Annotated in this window: 11 protein-coding genes; 8 read left to right on the top strand and 3 right to left on the bottom strand. The window is 48.1% G+C overall.

From position 1 onward, the window contains the following. Positions 1 to 309: 309 nt before the first annotated feature. Positions 310 to 1947 carry a peptide ABC transporter substrate-binding protein gene (locus EKM92_RS05190; protein WP_125708595.1) on the bottom strand — a complete coding sequence of 546 codons (1638 nt, stop codon included), beginning with the start codon at positions 1945 to 1947 and terminating at the stop codon, positions 310 to 312. Positions 1948 to 2357: 410 nt separating this feature from the next. Here EKM92_RS05190 and pepT point away from each other — a divergent pair, with 410 nt between their 5' ends. The 4 genes from pepT (at position 2358) to EKM92_RS05170 (ending at position 12188) form a co-directional block, all read left to right on the top strand. After that, a complete protein-coding gene (gene pepT / locus EKM92_RS05185) occupies positions 2358 to 3587 on the top strand; it encodes a peptidase T (protein WP_125708593.1) in 1230 nt (409 codons plus the stop codon). 319 nt (positions 3588 to 3906) lie between these two features. Continuing rightward, positions 3907 to 5883 carry a methionine--tRNA ligase gene (gene metG / locus EKM92_RS05180; protein ID WP_125708591.1) on the top strand — a complete coding sequence of 659 codons (1977 nt, stop codon included), beginning with the start codon at positions 3907 to 3909 and terminating at the stop codon, positions 5881 to 5883. A gap of 366 nt (positions 5884 to 6249) precedes the next feature. Further along, positions 6250 to 10713 carry a glutamate synthase large subunit gene (gene gltB / locus EKM92_RS05175; RefSeq protein WP_125708589.1) on the top strand — a complete coding sequence of 1488 codons (4464 nt, stop codon included), beginning with the start codon at positions 6250 to 6252 and terminating at the stop codon, positions 10711 to 10713. 20 nt (positions 10714 to 10733) lie between these two features. Beyond that, complete coding sequence (locus tag EKM92_RS05170) at positions 10734 to 12188, top strand: glutamate synthase subunit beta (protein WP_125708587.1); 1455 nt, start codon at positions 10734 to 10736, stop codon at positions 12186 to 12188. A gap of 283 nt (positions 12189 to 12471) precedes the next feature. Here the strand turns inward: EKM92_RS05170 and EKM92_RS05165 are convergent, their stop codons facing one another. Both EKM92_RS05165 and EKM92_RS05160 read right to left on the bottom strand, forming a co-directional pair. Further along, the gene (locus tag EKM92_RS05165; protein WP_125708585.1) at positions 12472 to 12570 is read right to left on the bottom strand and encodes a type I toxin-antitoxin system Fst family toxin; all 99 of its coding nucleotides are present in this window, start codon (positions 12568 to 12570) and stop codon (positions 12472 to 12474) included. Positions 12571 to 12670: 100 nt separating this feature from the next. Next, the gene (locus EKM92_RS05160) at positions 12671 to 13387 is read right to left on the bottom strand and encodes a nitroreductase family protein (RefSeq protein ID WP_125708583.1); all 717 of its coding nucleotides are present in this window, start codon (positions 13385 to 13387) and stop codon (positions 12671 to 12673) included. A gap of 121 nt (positions 13388 to 13508) precedes the next feature. On the opposite strand from EKM92_RS05160, the gene EKM92_RS05155 reads away from it, so the two are divergent. From EKM92_RS05155 to rsmA, 4 genes are read left to right on the top strand one after another with little or no spacing between them, the layout of a single operon-like run. Beyond that, positions 13509 to 14036, top strand: coding sequence for a GNAT family N-acetyltransferase (locus tag EKM92_RS05155; RefSeq protein ID WP_125708581.1), 528 nt, complete (start codon positions 13509 to 13511; stop codon positions 14034 to 14036). Positions 14037 to 14085: 49 nt separating this feature from the next. Beyond that, positions 14086 to 14859: a TatD family hydrolase gene (locus EKM92_RS05150; RefSeq protein ID WP_125708579.1), complete on the top strand. Its 774-nt coding sequence runs from the start codon at positions 14086 to 14088 to the stop codon at positions 14857 to 14859. Then, a complete protein-coding gene (gene rnmV, locus EKM92_RS05145) occupies positions 14860 to 15429 on the top strand; it encodes a ribonuclease M5 (protein WP_125708577.1) in 570 nt (189 codons plus the stop codon). Beyond that, positions 15422 to 16294, top strand: coding sequence for a 16S rRNA (adenine(1518)-N(6)/adenine(1519)-N(6))-dimethyltransferase RsmA (gene rsmA, locus EKM92_RS05140; RefSeq protein WP_125708575.1), 873 nt, complete (start codon positions 15422 to 15424; stop codon positions 16292 to 16294). The genes rnmV and rsmA overlap by 8 nt, the downstream gene beginning before the upstream one ends. Positions 16295 to 16412 lie beyond the last annotated feature (118 nt).

The raw sequence follows: 16412 nt of genomic DNA, 5'->3' as shown, positions 1-16412 counted from the left end.
TTGAAGCTGTGGACGTGACCCTGTCCATAGCTTTTTTATATGCGGTCGTGCGTAACGCGTGATTTGAAATCGGGACGGAGGCCGGCCGGTGGTACGTGGTGAGATTTCCGTTAGCGACTTGTCGCTTACGGAAAGCCGCAGAGAAAGATCCGGCGAGTGGGGAGCGTAGCGATACATCTCGGCTAGCTTTCCCGAGGACCCTCACCACGTAACGCCGAGCCGGCTGGAGTCCCGATTTCAAATCACCACCCTAGCAAACAAAAAGGCGTCACCGAATTTTCGGTGACGCCTTTCTTCTATATAAAATGATTAGTTGAGGTAAGCGTCTTTAAAGTCGTAAGGCACACCTGATGGGTTGAAGTTGATGCCTTTGACGTTAGACTTGACCAATTGCAACGTGTTGGCTTGATACAACGGGATCGTGGCTTGATCATTCATCAAGATCTTTTCAGCCTTTTGTAAAGCAGACCAGCGAGCGGCGACGTTGTTCCCATCTTTGTTTTCGGATTCGTCGAGGAGTTGATCGAATTCAGCGTTCTTCCAACCAGAGTTGTTGTAAGAAGAGTTAGACAACCACACATCCAAGAAGTTGTATGGATCAGCGAAAACAGATTGCCAAGCGTTAACGACCAAGTCATAGTCGCCAGAGTTTTGCTTTTGCAAACGTTGCGCCTTAGGGATCGCGGTGATGGTGACTTTAACACCAGGAAGCTTTTCCAGAGAACCTTGAATATATTCAGCAACAGCTTTGGAGTTGTCGGTGTCATCAGCTAACAAGTTGACGTTTAAGCTGGTGATACCAGCGGCTTTGGCACCTTGCGCATAAAGCTTTTTGGCTTTGGCCAAGTCGTAGGCGACAGCGGATTTTACTTGGGTAGTTTTGGCGAAGTCTTTGCCGGTGTCAGCGTTAGTGCCCAGGCCCACAGGAATGAAGCCCAGCGCTGCTTTAGAGCCATCTTTTAACACGTTGTTGACTAAGGCGTTGCGGTCGATGGTCAATGAGAAAGCTTTGCGGATATCAGCGTTTTTGAAAGCAGCGACTTTGTTTTGATTCAAGTCGATGCGAGAAATGTTGGAGCTTAAGCGATCGACCCGTTCTTTGTTCTTAGTTTGTTGGGTGGCGATAGTCCCTGACAACGCAACTTCAGATAATTTGTTGGTGTTGTATAAGTTCAAACCAGTGCTTGGATCTTTGATCACACGTTCTTTAACGGCGGCCAATTTCACGTTCTTCTTGTCCCAGTATTGGTCGTTTTTCTTCAACGTCCAAGTATCAGAGGAGCCGTTCCAGCCAGTCAACTTGTAAGGACCGGAGTAAACGGACTTTTCAGAAGTCGTGGCGTAAGCTTTGCCGTATTTTTCGACGACTTTTTGATTCAATGGGTAAAATAGTGGCCAGGCTAGCAGTTGTTTGAAATAAGCAGTTGGTTGCGCCAAAGTGATGGTGAAGTGATGTTTGTCAGTGGCTTTGATCCCTAAAGCAGAAGGGGCTTTTTTGCCAGCGATGATCTCATTGGCGTTAGCAACTGGTGCAAAGTAAAAGGCATCTTGTGATTTCGTCTTGGGATCAACGGTGCGTTGCCATGAATACACGAAGTCTTGGGCAGTGATCGGATCGCCGTTGCTCCACTTGGCGTCACGCAACGTCACGTTGTAAGTTTTGCCGTCTTTGGAAATATCGACTTTCTTGGCGAGGGCTAATTCTGTTTTCTTCCCAGAATCTGCTAAGCGATAAACGCCTTCTTGGGTGTTCATCAAGGTTTGAAATGATACAGTATCAGTGGCTTGAGAAACATCTGACGTGGTGATGGCAGAGGCTTCAGACCAAGTAATGGTTTGTTGTTTCTTGCTTGATGCGGTATCTGCTTTGTTGTTGCCGCAACCGGCAGCGATCAAAGCTAAAGCAGTTAATGATATGGTGCCTGCGATCAAATGTGTTTTTTTCATGTTGTTCTCCTCCAAATTTCCAAAAAAAATACCCGTCCCCAGCTGTTTCCAGCCAAGGGCGAGCACTCGCGTTACCACCTTGGGTTCATCAGCGCCTCACAGCGTTGATCTTTGCAGGTACGAGGCCAATGCCTGATACCCAAACTCGTTAACGGGAGTGCCCGTCATCGATTCGCGAACTCATCGATGAAGACTTATGCAAAAGACCATATTCACAACGTTCACCAGTTCTCCTTGCACCAAACGGAGACTCTCTGAGCAGGTGTCGGCTGTTACTCATCTTTGCGATGTCAGCTATTGGTTATCAGATTAAAGCCATATGAGAAGATTGTCAACAACTTTTCGTCGATTTGACAAAAATCGCCTTGGCGTCCACACTAAGCCACAAGAAAATTCCTCGGAGGCGCCTTATGTCAAAACCCATCGATGCCGCGACTTTGCAGCAAGATTTTATCAATTATTGTCAAATCAACACGCGCTCAGATGCTGCCAGCACCACTTATCCTTCGACAGCTGGACAAACGGTATTAGCAAAACAATTGGTCACGCAACTCACTGAACTCGGCTTAGCAGACGTGGCGTTACATGATGACGGCTTCGTCCATGCGACGTTACCTGCCAATGGTTCTGATGCTGAAGCAATCGGTTTTATCGCCCATTTGGATACTGCAGATTACCCCGCTGAAAACGTCAAACCGCAGCTTCATCCTAACTATGATGGCAGCCCGATCGTTTTTGACAATGGGTTGAAGCTCACTGTTGATGAATTTCCTAAACTCAAACAGTATTTTGGGGAAACCTTGATCACCAGTGACGGCACCACGCTCCTTGGCGTCGACGATAAAGCGGGGATCGCTGCGGCAGTAGCAGCGGCGCGTTATTTATTAGCCCATCCAGAAATCAAACATGGTGAAATTCGCTTTGGCTTTGGTCCTGATGAAGAAATCGGTCGCGGTGGCAAACACCTCGACACCAAAGCCTTTGCGACGAAGTTTGCGTACACGCTAGACAATGGTGCCCTTGGTCAAATGGAATTTGAAACTTTCAACGGTGCTGAAGCGAAAATCGAAATCACTGGAACCTCAGTGCACCCAGGTGAAGCAAAAGGCTTGATGGTCAATGCGTTGACTCTCGCAGAAAAGCTTGATGCCAGCTTACCGCAGTTCGAACGTCCAGAATTCACAGCAGACCATGAAGGCTTCTTTGCGTTATTGCATTTGTCTGGCTCCGTTGATCACGCCAGTTTGTATTACATTATTCGCGACCATGATCATGATTTATTTGAAGGCCGCAAAGCCACCTTGCAAAAAGCGATCGCTGAACTCAACGCCACCCTTGATCGCCCGCGGATCCAACTGACGTTAAACGATCAGTATTACAATATCAACGACGTGTTGAAGAAAGATCCGACCCCTTATGATTTGGCCACCAAAGCAATCAAAGCAGTAGGGCTGACACCAGAAGCCGTCCCTTTCCGCGGCGGCACAGATGGCACCTTCATCACTTACAACGGCATTCCCACACCGAACTTATTCAACGGCGGCATCAACTTCCATGGCCCATATGAATGTGTCTCAACTGAAGCAATGGTGAAAGTCGCTGAAACGATTGTGAAAGTCATTGAGCTAGCGGCAGAATAGCTGACGAATTCGTCAAGCTAGTGATCATGATTTTCAGAGCGGCTTGCGTCGGTTAAGCGATTTGGAATTGGGGCGGAGGCTGGCCGTCGATACATAGTGAGAACGCAGTTGGCGGTTTACCGCCTACTGCGTTCCGCAAGTCGAGATCCACTTTGCTCATGAGCGTAGCGAATGAACAAAGTTAGCTCGGCTGAGGACCCTCACTATGTAGCGACGAGCCAGCCGGAGTCCCAATCCCAAATCACTTTTTCACCAGCGCTAACCTATGCTATACTTAATGGCATCTAGACACTTGTTTGCTGCAGGAGGCACAATATTCATGGCAAAACCAACGTTCTACGTGACAACCCCGATTTATTACCCAAGTGGTAAATTACATATCGGTAATGCATATTCCACCATCGCCGCTGACGTGATCGCACGTTACAAGCGTTTGATGGGTTACGACGTGTTCTTTTTGACTGGGACTGACGAGCACGGTTTAAAAATCGAGCAAAAAGCCGACGCCTTAGGGATCACGCCACAAGCATACGTGGACGGGATGGTTGCCCAAATCAAATCCCTGTGGAAAATGCTTGAAATCACCAACGACAAGTTCATTCGCACCACCGATGAAGAACACGTCAAAGCCGTCCAAGCGATCGTTGAACGGTTGATCAAACAAGGTGACGTGTACCTTGGTGAATACACTGGCTGGTATTCTGTCGAAGACGAAGAATACTTCACCGAACCACAACTGGCAGAAGTTTACCGCGATAAAGACGGCAAAGTCATCGGCGGTAAAGCCCCATCAGGTCATGAAGTGCAACTGGTCAAAGAAGAATCTTATTTCTTCAAAATGAGCAAGTACTCTGATCGTTTGTTGAAGTACTACGACGAACATCCTGACTTCATCCAACCAGAATCCCGCAAAAAAGAAATGATCAACAACTTCATCAAGCCTGGTTTGGAAGACTTGGCGATGTCTCGCACCAGCTTCAACTGGGGCGTGCCAGTGCCTGAAAACCCGAAGCACGTGGTTTACGTGTGGGTAGATGCCTTGTTGAACTACATCACCGCACTTGGTTACGGTTCTGAAAATCACGACTTATTTGACAAATACTGGCCAGCAAATATTCAACTGATCGGCAAAGAAATCGTGCGTTTCCACACGATCTACTGGCCAATTATGTTGATGGCCTTAGGCTTGCCAATTCCTAAGAAGATTTATGGTCATGGCTGGTTAGTCATGAAAGATGGTAAAATGTCTAAGTCTAAAGGCAATGCCATTTACCCAGAAATGTTAGTCGAACGCTACGGTTTGGATGCCTTGCGTTATTACTTGATGCGCGCTATTCCATTTGGCAGCGACGGCATTTTCACCCCTGAAGATTTCATCGACCGCATCAACTTTGACTTGGCCAATGACCTTGGGAACTTGTTGAACCGGACCATTGCCATGATCAACAAATATTGCGGCGGCGTGTTACCAGAATTGCAACATGATGCCACACCTTTTGATGCTAGCCTTGAAGCCACTGCTGCAGATGTCATCGGCCAATACAACGGCTTGATGGACAACTTGCAGTTCAACGACGCCATGGATGCCACTTGGAAGCTGATCGCTCGCGCAAACAAGTACATCGATGAAACCGAACCTTGGAACCTGGCCAAAGATCCTGAAAAGCAAGCCACTTTAGATTCTGTCATGGCGCATTTAGCTGAAAGCTTACGGATCATCGCCTTGTTGATCCAACCAGTGATGACGCATGCACCAAAGCAGATCTTCGGACAACTCGGCTTTGACGATCAAGACGAAGGCCAAGAAACTTTGGAATGGGGCCATTTGCCATCAGGTGCGCAAGTCGTTGCCAAAGGCACACCGATCTTCCCACGCCTTGATGCAGAAGCAGAAGTCAACTGGATCAAAGCCCAAATGACGCCACCAAAGGCGAAAGCCGTGGTCAAAGACGAAGACCGTAAAGATGAAATCGACTTTGACACTTTTGATAAATCTGAAATTCGCGTGGCTGAGATCTTAAGCGTCGAAAAAGTCAAAGGCGCTGACAAGTTGCTCAAGTTCACCTTGGATGCCGGCGATGAAGGCACCCGCCAAATCATCAGTGGTATCGCCAAATACTACCCACACTTTGAAGAACTCAAAGGCAAAAAGGTGATGGCAGTCGTCAACTTGAAGCCACGCAAACTCCGTGGTGAAATGTCTGAAGGCATGCTGTTATCGTCAGAAGATTCTAAAGGCAAGATCGCCTTGGCAATTTTGCCAGACAACACCGAAAACGGTGCCTTGATCGGCTAACCTTCAAAAACACGTTTGCGAATTTTCGCAAACGTGTTTTTTTGTCGCTGAAATGTAAATTTTTAAATTTGTGTCAGCTAATCGCACACGCTGCGCCAATCTCATTAAAATGTGTCAGCAAATCTGTCGCCTCTCAGCGAGAATCAAAATCTGTGTAAGGAATCATCACATTTGATTTTCTTGTGACAGCATTTCTCACCTATATCACATAATTACGCCTAACGAATACTGTAAAAATATCGCAATTGTTGGTCATTTCAGCTTAATGTGCCGAATTTTCACTTATGAAAACTTGCATTATAAGAATTCGATGAGTAAACTTAACCGTAAACTCACTGTTTGAAATTTAGTTAGAGGTGAACGGGAATGCGGCACAATCAAAAAACAATGTACGACCCAACGTTTGAACACGCCGCTTGTGGCATGGGCTTTATTACTCAGATCCACGGGTTGGCGACGCATGCGTTAGTGGAACGGGCATTGGTGATGTTAGCACGGATGAATCACCGTGGCGGTACCGGATCAGAACCTGATACTGGTGACGGCGCTGGGATCTTAATGGCAATGCCAGATAGCTTTTTCCGAAATTTTGCAGCAGAACAAGACTTTGATCTGCCTGAAGCAGGAAATTATGCAGTTGGGAACTTCTTTTTACCTCAAGATGATGAAGGCAAAACAGCGACCCAACAAGCTGTCACTGAACAAGTGCAACAACATGGCTTCCGCGTGTTAGCATGGCGGGCAGTGCCTTATGTGTATGAAGCTTGCGGCCCCACCGCTCAACAAGTGATGCCAAGCTTTATGCAATTGATCGTGGCGCGCCCTGACGCTGTTGACGCTGGGCGTGAATTTGAAGACGCTTTGTTTAAACTTCGTCGTCAACTTGAAGGCTTGTTTAACGCTGAGGACTTTACGATCGTCAGCTTGTCATCGCAAACGATTTGCTACAAAGGGATGCTCCATGCTTATCAAGTGGGGCAATTCTATCCTGATTTACATGACGAAACCATGCAATCGTCCATTTGCTTGATCCATTCACGTTTTTCCACCAACACTTTCCCAAGCTGGGATCGCGCTCAACCATTCCGCTACTTAGCGCATAACGGTGAAATCAACACGTTAAAAGGCGCCGAAAACTGGATGGCGTCTAACAATATTCCAGTTTATAACGAAGATGACTCAGACTCTGCGAAACTGGAAAACTGCATGGAATACCTTTACCATCATGGTCGCGATATCCCACAAGCACTTTTGATGATGATGCCAGAAGCTTGGGGCGAAGGCACGGGTATTTCTGAACAACAGCGCGCTTTTGATGAATACAATGCTAGCTTCATGGCGCCTTGGGATGGGCCAGCGGCGATTTGCTTTACTGATGGTGTGCAAGTCGGAGCGGCCCTTGATCGCAATGGCTTGCGGCCAAGTCGTTATTTGGTGACCAAAGATGACATTATGGTGGTCGCTTCTGAATCTGGGGTTTATGATGTGGCGCCAGAAGACTTAGTCGACAAAGGGATCTTAGGCCCTGCCGAAATGGTATTAGTGGATACAAACGTTGGCAAAATTTATCACACCCAAGATATCAAAGATAAATATTCGGCGGCGCATCCTTATCAACAATGGTTGGATGACAATGAATTGACCCTTGATCAAGTGCCTGCCGCAGACATTCAAAGCGACTTAACGGATGATTCACTGGAAACCTTGTGGCGCCGGCATGGTTACACTGTGGATATTATTCAAGATGCGATCATTCCCATGGCGAAAAAAGGTGAAGAGCCGATCATTTCAATGGGCTTTGATACCCCACTAGCCGTTTTGTCTAAAAAACCGCAAAGCTTGTTCACTTATTTCAAACAACAATTTGCCCAAGTCACCAACCCACCGATCGATGCGATCCGCGAACAATTGGTGATCGGCACGGAAGTTTTCATCGGCCCTGACGCCAACGTCGCTGCAGATGATCCGAAGAATGCCCGCAAAATCAAACTCAGCTCGCCAATGTTGACGACGCCTGAATTTGAAAAACTTCGCCACCTTGATACTGACGGTTTCCACACCCAAGAATTGTCGATTTGCTATGCCAAGTCTGATCGGCAACATCGCTTGCAACAAGCTTTAGATGACTTGTTCCGCGCCGCTGAAAGTGCTGTCGATGCTGGGAAGAACTTGTTGATCTTAACGGATCGCGATGCTGGCAAAGAACAACTGGTAATGCCGATTTTACTGGCGGTGTCTGGGTTGAACAATTATTTGGTTCGCAAAGGCAAGCGCGGTCGTGCGTCGATTTTAGTTGATACTGGCGAAGCCTGTGAAGTGCATCATTACGCGGCGTTGATGGGTTATGGTGCTTCGGCCATCCATCCATACGGCGTTTACGCGACGTTGAAAGCTTATGGCATGGGGGATGCGTTAGAAACTTATCGCCATGCCGCTGAAAAAGGGATCATCAAGATCATGTCTCGGATGGGGATCTCGACGATCACTGGTTACCAAGGCGCGCAACTGTTTGAAGCAGTCGGGTTAGCGACTGACGTGGTCGACGAATACTTCACTGGGACGCAAAGTCGCTTAGGCGGCATCGGCCTTGATCAAATCGAAGCCGAATATATGGCGCGCTACGATCGGGCTTTTGGTCCAAAAGCAAACCGCGACTTACCATCTGGTGGCTCTTTCAAATATCGCGCTGAAGGCGAACACCATTTGTATAACCCGCGGACGATTTACAAATTCCAACGGGCGGTACGTTTAGGCGATTACAAACTGTATCAAGACTACGCCAAAGAAATGCACGAAGAAGAATTATCTGATCCGACGACGTTGCGTTCCCAGTGGCATATCCACTCAGATCGTCCCAGTGTGCCGTTATCAGAAGTTGAACCAGTGTCGTCGATCGTCAAACGCTTTAAGTCTGGCGCGATGAGTTATGGCTCGATTTCTGAAGAAGCGCACACCACCATTGCCGAAGCGATGAACCGTTTAGGCGGCAAGTCCAACTGTGGTGAAGGTGGCGAACCACGCTGGCGGTTTAAGACTCGCGGTCAGAAAAAAGACGTTAACTCGAAGATCAAACAAGTGGCATCGGCACGTTTTGGTGTGAATACCGAATATTTGATGTCTGCTGAAGAAATTCAAATCAAAGTCGCTCAAGGGGCCAAACCTGGTGAAGGTGGGCAACTGCCTGGCACCAAAAACTTCCCATGGGTCGCAGAAGTCCGCGGCTCTGTGCCTGGTGTGCGGTTGATTTCCCCGCCACCGCATCATGATATTTACTCCATCGAAGATCTCAAACAATTGATCTATGATTTGAAGCAAGTCAATCCTGATGCTGCCGTCACTGTGAAGTTAGTGTCTTCAACTGGGGTTGGGACCATTGCCACTGGTGTTGTTAAAGCAGGTGCCGATAAAGTCGTGATCTCAGGTTACGACGGCGGCACCGGTGCTGCGCCACGGAATTCTGTTCGTGATGCCGGCTTACCATGGGAAATGGGCTTATCAGAAGCGCATCAGACTTTGGCCATGAACCGTCTGCGTCAACGGGCGATTTTGGAAACTGACGGGAAGTTGATGGATGGCCGCGATGTGGCGGTTGCCATTATGCTGGGTGCTGAAGAATTCTCTTTTGCGTCACTCGTTTTAGTATCTGTCGGTTGCATCATGATGCGGGTATGCTCGCTGAACACTTGCCCAACTGGGATCGCCACTCAAAACCCTGCGTTGCGGAAGTTCTTCATCGGCACGCCAGAAAATGTCATCAACTGCATGCAATTTATCGCCGAAGACTTACGTGAACAAATGGCCAAGCTCGGCTATCGTACGGTTGATGAAATGGTCGGCCATGTTGAACACTTAGTCCCACGCTTCACCGCCACTGGTAAAGCGAAGACTTTGGACTTCTCTCGGATGTTGAGCAAGACTTACGGCATTGAACGCAAAATTGAAGATCCTTTCAAGCCTGCAGATGAACGCCCTGAACTCAACGCTTTTGCAGAACAAGCGGTGAAGTCTGATGAACAAACTGTCATCAAAAAAACGATCAACAACATTGACCGTTCTGCTGGGGCTAGGATCTCTGGTTGGTTAGCCAAGCGCTTCTCTGATGATCATTTGCCAGATGATCGCTTGACCTATGAATACACTGGCGTCGCTGGTCAAAGCTTTGGGGCTTTTGCTGCTGAAGGCTTGACCTTACGTTTGATCGGTGAAGCCAATGACTATGTTGGCAAGAGCTTATCTGGTGGTCGCTTGATCGTCCAAGCACCAAAAGAAGCAGCTGCACTTTACGCGAATGCACCGATCGTCGGCAACGTTGCTTGCTTTGGTGCTACTAGCGGTGAAGCTTTCTTCAATGGTCGCGCTGGCGAACGATTTGCGGTCCGGAACTCTGGCGCTAACGTTGTGGTTGAAGGCATCGGCGATCATGGTTGTGAATACATGACTGGTGGGACTGCCGTGATCTTAGGATCGACCGGCCGCAACTTTGGTGCTGGGATGTCTGGCGGGGTCGCTTATGTGTATGATCCTGACCATCAGCTCGAAGCCCATGCCAACTTGGACATGATCGAATTCTTCAAGATCGGCGAAACTGCTGGCGATGAAATTTTACATGACTTGATCGTCAAACATGCGCGCTATACCAACTCGGCGAAAGCCTTGGAATTGCTCGCTAGCTGGGATCAAGTCCAAAAAGATTTCGTCAAAGTTTATCCAAAAGAATTCCATCGCATGAATGATTTGATGGCTGACTTAAAGCAACAGGGCATTGCCGCTAAAGATCTTGAACAAGCCGCCTTTGATCAAGTCATGGGCCCACAGCCGACGGTTAAATAAGCGCGTAGGAGGAAAATAACATGTCAGATCCCTTTGGCTTTATGAAATATACGCGCAAGGATAACCCTTGGCGCGACCCCAAGACTCGGATCTTGGATTTTGATGAAATGGAATTGACGCTGTCTGAAGCAGATCGTCGCCAACAAGCGTTGCGTTGCATGAACTGTGGTGTGCCGCATTGCCATGTCGGCTATGCTTATGCAGGTGGCAAAGCCGTATCTGGTTGTCCCAATGACAATTTGATCCCTGAATGGCAAGATTTTGTCGGCCGCAATGAAGATAAACGCGCTTTTCAACGGTTGACGTTGACTAACCCGTTGCCTGATTTCACTGGGCATGTCTGTCCGGCACCTTGTGAAGTGTCTTGTAACGAAGCGCTGCACAACAAAGGCATCACCATTCGCAACAACGAACGCTTCATTATCGATCAAGCCTTTAAATATGGCTGGGTCGAAGAAGCGGGTCGTCCAGTGTCCCGCAACGGCATCAAAGTTGCCATTGTCGGCTCTGGCCCTGCAGGTTTGACCGCTGCTTGGCGGTTGAACCAACTCGGCTATGACGTCACGGTGTATGAAGCCGCTGATCGTCCTGGTGGGTTAGTGATGTACGGCATTCCGAACATGAAGCTCCCTAAAGAAGACGTCGCTCGTCGCGTGGCGGTGATGGAAAAAGTTGGCGTGAAGTTCATCTGCAACACGCGTGTTGGCGTCGATATCTCAGGTGACGACTTGCAAACGCAATACGCTCGTGTGTTGCTTGCAATCGGAGCACGGATGCCTCGGGAACTCAACGCCCCTGGCCGCCAACTTAAAGGCGTCAAGCAAGCCTTAGACTTCTTATCTGATGCGACGCATGCCGTGTTAAAAGAAGGCACTAAGGCCAACACCAAGCTTGCTGGGAAGAAAATCGTTGTCGTTGGTGGCGGCGATACTGGTAACGACTGCATTGCCACAGCTTTGCGTTTAGGGGCACGGGACATTTTGCAATTAGAAATCGTCCCTGCTGCACCAAAACAGCGGCCTGACAACAATCCTTGGCCTGAATGGCCACGGACGCAACGCATTGGCTATGGTCAAAGCGAATATGCAGAATTGTCTGACAAGCCATTGACGCGCTTCGCTCACACCATTACTGCTTTTCACGGCGACGATGGTCATGTGCAAAGCATTACCATCAATGAGGCCGATCACTTCCAACCAGTTGCTGGGACTGAAGTGACTGAAGACGCCGACCTCGTGTTGTTGGCCATGGGCTTTACCGGTGCAGATTCTTCAGTATTTGATAACTGCGGCGTCCATAAAGTTTATGACGATTACAAAACTGACAACGAACAAGTTTACGTTGCTGGGGATGCGAAGCGTGGACCATCGCTTGTGATCTGGGGCATTCGCGAAGGGCGCATGGCGGCTGAAGCAATCCACAAATCACTACAATCTGCGAGTGAATTAGTACCTGCTGGTGCGAAGCGCGCGTAATTGAAAAATCTCTGTCGAAAATTTTCGGCAGAGATTTTTTTGTTTAGGGGGTGACAATATCGGCCGTGGCGCTTAATGTCAATCTGCAATCACGTTGCGCAACCGATCAGCGCAACTTCCTCGGTTATACCGAAGTGTGAAGGTTGCGCGAACTGTCGGGTCATGGTATGATGAACTTGTGAATAGATCGATTCAACAAGACAACACAAATCCCCACTTCGGCCAATGAAGTGGGGATTTTTTTGCACCTTATTTCAGGCGTGTGGGTCTGGTCGGCAACTGGCTAATCGTCATCTAAAGCGTCCAGCCAACGCTTGATCAACTCAATGATGACCCCGACCACCACAGGGCCGACAACGACTGTCAATAGATCCTTCAACAAAACAACACCCCCTTTGGAGGCAGTTGCCTAAAGATAATTGTCGCATGGCATTTGACAAGACACAAATTAAGATTAAAAGATGAATCTATTTATTATCCCGTTATTTCAGACATAGCCCTTGCTGATGAAGGGCCTCAAGTAATTCACTGCGCTTTTGCGGTGTGCGCGCCGCGCCGTTAGCTAACAAGTGAGAGAAAGTTTCCTCGCGTTGATTAGTATCGCGCGTCGCATAGTAATGATGGATCACGTGATCGTAATCCGAAAGTTGTGTTTGCCAGTCGTCAGGTAAGTGATAAGTATTGTCGAAACTCATTAAAGATTGCGGCATCCGCGGTTTAAATTGCGGCTTTTGATCAGGATAGCCGACAATCACGCCGCAAATTGGGAAGGTGAGCTCAGGAAGTTGTAATAATGAGATCAATTGCTTGGGATCATTGAGGATGCTCCCTAAGATCACGGTACCAAGTCCTTGATTTTCTGCGGCATCAACGAGGTTTTCAGCAGCAAGTAAAGTATCTGAAGCCGCTTGAATAAACTTGTCTGTTGAATTCAGCTGGTTGGGGTGGTCAGCGCATAAGTCTGCACGGTGTTGATCAGCGATGAAAATCAACAATTCCCCGTTGCCATCGACATAAGTTTGATGGCTGATGGCGGCGATTTGCGAACGTAGCGCAGGATCTGTGATATGAATGATGCTAAATGACTGTAAAAAATGCGACGTTGCAGTGTGTTGGGCCACGGTAATTAAACGGTGTAAGCACTGCGGATCAACGGGTTGGGTGGAAAATTTGCGAATCGTGCGATGATCTAAAAACATGTAATCGCATCCAAATTAATTATAGCTGAAGTTGTCGCCGATGTAAGAGAAAGAATTGGCGGTATTGCAATGCCGTCGTCATCAAGGTAAGCTCAAGGCAAATTCAAGGAGGCTCAGTGCTATGCCGATCACGATCGTTCGCGTCACTAAAGCAACTGCTCAAGACTTATTATTACCTAACCAACCGTTTCAACGCTTCGGCCATGTGCAAGTGACTCGCGATGAGAATGGGTGGCATCATCAGGAAACGTTGGATCCCACAATCACCACCCAAACTTTTCCCGAAGAAAATTATCAACTTGAGGAAATCGATCGTCTAGGCTTTGCGTTAGCGGCACATGTCGATGACAAATGTGTCGGGTTAGCAACGTTTGAATATCAATTCAACAAGCTGGTGTATTTGGCAGTCCTCAAAGTTAACGCAGAGGTCAGACATCAAGGCATTGCCAGCGCGTTGCTTGATGCCGCTAAGCCGATCGCGCAACAACACGGCTGTGCCGGGATGTGCACCATTGCGCAAGGCAGCAATCTCGCGGCAAATCGTTTTTACCTGCACTATGGGTTTGAAATCGGGGGGCTGGAAACTTTTCGCTATGAATTCACCCAAGCGGCAGGCGAAGTGGATATTCACTACTGGTTGAGCTTTTAGATGTGTATAATAAAAGAGATTATGCCCTTGTCGATAAAAGGAGTCCACAATGCAGATCTTTGATTCACATACCCACTTAAATGACACGCCATACGCAGGCCATGAAGCAGAATTCGTGCAACAAGCCGCCGACCTCGACGTGAAAAAAATGGCCATCGTCGGTTCAGACACCAACTTAAATGCTGGTGCCATGCGCTTGGCGGCAGAATTTCCTAATTTGTACGCCATCGTCGGTTGGCATCCGGAATCGTCTAAAGATTACACACCAGAAGCTGAAAAGTTGTTGATCGAGCAACTCGCTGATCCTAAAACAGTCGCTTTAGGGGAAATCGGATTGGATTATCACTGGGATACCAGCCCTCGTGAAATTCAACGCCGCGTGTTCAAACGGCAACTTGAAATTGCTCGTGACTTGCATATTCCGGTGTCGATCCACTCCCGCGACGCCTTTGAAGATAGCTACGATATTTTGAAAGTTTCGCATTTAGAAGACTTCGGTGGGATCATGCACAGTTTCACTGGCGACGCCGAGTGGGCGAAGAAGTTCATAGATCTGGGGATGTATGTCTCTTATTCTGGCATTGTGTCGTTTAAGAATGCCCCAGAAGAACATGAATCGGTCCAAGTGGTACCAGCAGATCGGCTGTTAGTGGAAACTGACGCGCCTTATTTGACCCCAACGCCACATCGCGGGGAACAAAATCAACCAGGCTTCACCCATTTTGTGGTGGATGCTGTGGCGAAGTACCGCGAAGATTCACCAGAACACATTGCGGCGATCACTTGGGAAAACGCCCATCGTATTTTTAATATTGGAGAATAAATGAGTAAGTTTAAACAAATTATCGTCGTGGAAGGCCGCGACGACACCAAGCGGCTACATGAAGCCTTCGGGGATGTCGATACCATCGAAACGCGCGGCTCTGCGATTTCTGAGAAAACCTTAGCCTTGATCAAAAAGGCGCAAGCAACGCGCGGCGTTATCGTGTTGACGGATCCTGATTTTCCTGGTGAAAAGATCCGCAAAACCATTTCTGCCGCAGTGCCTGGGGTGACGCATGCGTTTTTGCCGCGAGAAGATGCTAAGCCAGATCACGCACATCAATCACTCGGCGTCGAACACGCCACACCAGCATCGTTGAGAGAAGCGCTCGGGCATTTGACTACAGAAGTCCCTGATGCCCCAGAGCAGATCTCACAAGAAGATCTGTTTACCGCAGAACTCATCGGCTCGCCTCGTGCTGCCAAGCGCCGCGCAGCCTTAGGTGATATCTTGCACATCGGCTACACCAACGGCAAACAATTGCAAAAGCGGCTGCGCCAATTCGAAATTACCCCGCAACAATTCGCTGACGCGTTGACGAAGTTGAACCAGGAGGAAGACCATGCCTGAACATATTGCCAATCCAAGCCGCACTGCCGCGATTTTAAAGCGCCATGGGTTCACCTTCAAGAAATCCCTCGGTCAAAACTTCTTAACCAATCCTACGATTTTACAAAATATTGTCGATGCTGCAGAGCTCACCAAAGCTGACGATGTGATCGAAGTGGGACCTGGGATCGGTGCGCTGACCCAATTCATCGCTGAAAATTCAAATCATGTCTTAGCCTTAGAAGTCGATGGTCGCTTGTTGCCAGTACTAGCCGAGACCCTTGACGGTTATCTCAATGTTGAAGTGGTGTTAGAAGATGTGCTTAAAGCTGATTTGCCGAAGTTAGTGGCAGAACATTTTGACGGCAAACACAACTTGAAAGTCGTGGCGAACTTACCTTATTACATCACCACGCCGATTTTGACGCATTTGATGAATTCGCAGCTGCCATTCACCAGCTTGACCGTCATGATGCAAAAAGAAGTCGCTGATCGCTTGACTGCAAAGCCTAACTCTAAAGATTACGGCAGCTTGACCATCGCTATTCAACAACAAATGGACGTGCAAGTTTCCTTTGAAGTAAAACGCACCAACTTTGTGCCGGCACCGAATGTTGACTCTGCGATCGTGACGTTGACTCGCCGCGCTGAACCATTGATCACGGTGAACAACCAAGTCAGCTTTGATAAGTTGACTCGCGGGGCATTTGCGGCACGCCGAAAAACCTTATGGAACAACTTGGTCAACTTGTATGGCAAAGCCAACCGCGATGCGTTGAAGGTTGCATTGGAAACTGCAGGGATTGACGCCAAGGTTCGCGCCGAAGATTTAAGTATTGCCGAATTCGGTCGTTTAAGCGATGCATTGGATGCGGCGGGTTTTTAAGCACGACATAGAACCTAAAAATTTGGTGAAAACGTTGGTATGATGCACATTTAATGGTTGTCAGATTTAAGATGTAATGGTATAATTGCAAACTTATTGACTTTGTGGTATGATAGCT

The sequence above is a fragment of the Lacticaseibacillus porcinae genome, assembly GCF_003946305.1.
In the GTDB taxonomy this organism is placed as follows: Bacteria; Bacillota; Bacilli; order Lactobacillales; family Lactobacillaceae; genus Lacticaseibacillus; species Lacticaseibacillus porcinae.
Note: the sequence above shows the minus strand (reverse complement) of the source record. Positions and strands in the feature narration are given on the sequence as shown.

Bases quoted from the DNA above. Each gene is read 5' to 3' on its own strand.
- EKM92_RS05190 (WP_125708595.1), bottom strand. From the start codon at position 1,947: ATGAAAAAAACACATTTGATCGCAGGCACCATATCATTAACTGCTTTA.
- rnmV (WP_125708577.1), top strand. From the start codon at position 14,860: ATGAGTAAGTTTAAACAAATTATCGTCGTGGAAGGCCGCGACGACACC.
- gltB (WP_125708589.1), top strand. From the start codon at position 6,250: ATGCGGCACAATCAAAAAACAATGTACGACCCAACGTTTGAACACGCC.
- EKM92_RS05155 (WP_125708581.1), top strand. From the start codon at position 13,509: ATGCCGATCACGATCGTTCGCGTCACTAAAGCAACTGCTCAAGACTTA.
- EKM92_RS05160 (WP_125708583.1), bottom strand. From the start codon at position 13,387: ATGTTTTTAGATCATCGCACGATTCGCAAATTTTCCACCCAACCCGTT.
- EKM92_RS05150 (WP_125708579.1), top strand. From the start codon at position 14,086: ATGCAGATCTTTGATTCACATACCCACTTAAATGACACGCCATACGCA.
- EKM92_RS05170 (WP_125708587.1), top strand. From the start codon at position 10,734: ATGTCAGATCCCTTTGGCTTTATGAAATATACGCGCAAGGATAACCCT.
- rsmA (WP_125708575.1), top strand. From the start codon at position 15,422: ATGCCTGAACATATTGCCAATCCAAGCCGCACTGCCGCGATTTTAAAG.
- pepT (WP_125708593.1), top strand. From the start codon at position 2,358: ATGTCAAAACCCATCGATGCCGCGACTTTGCAGCAAGATTTTATCAAT.
- metG (WP_125708591.1), top strand. From the start codon at position 3,907: ATGGCAAAACCAACGTTCTACGTGACAACCCCGATTTATTACCCAAGT.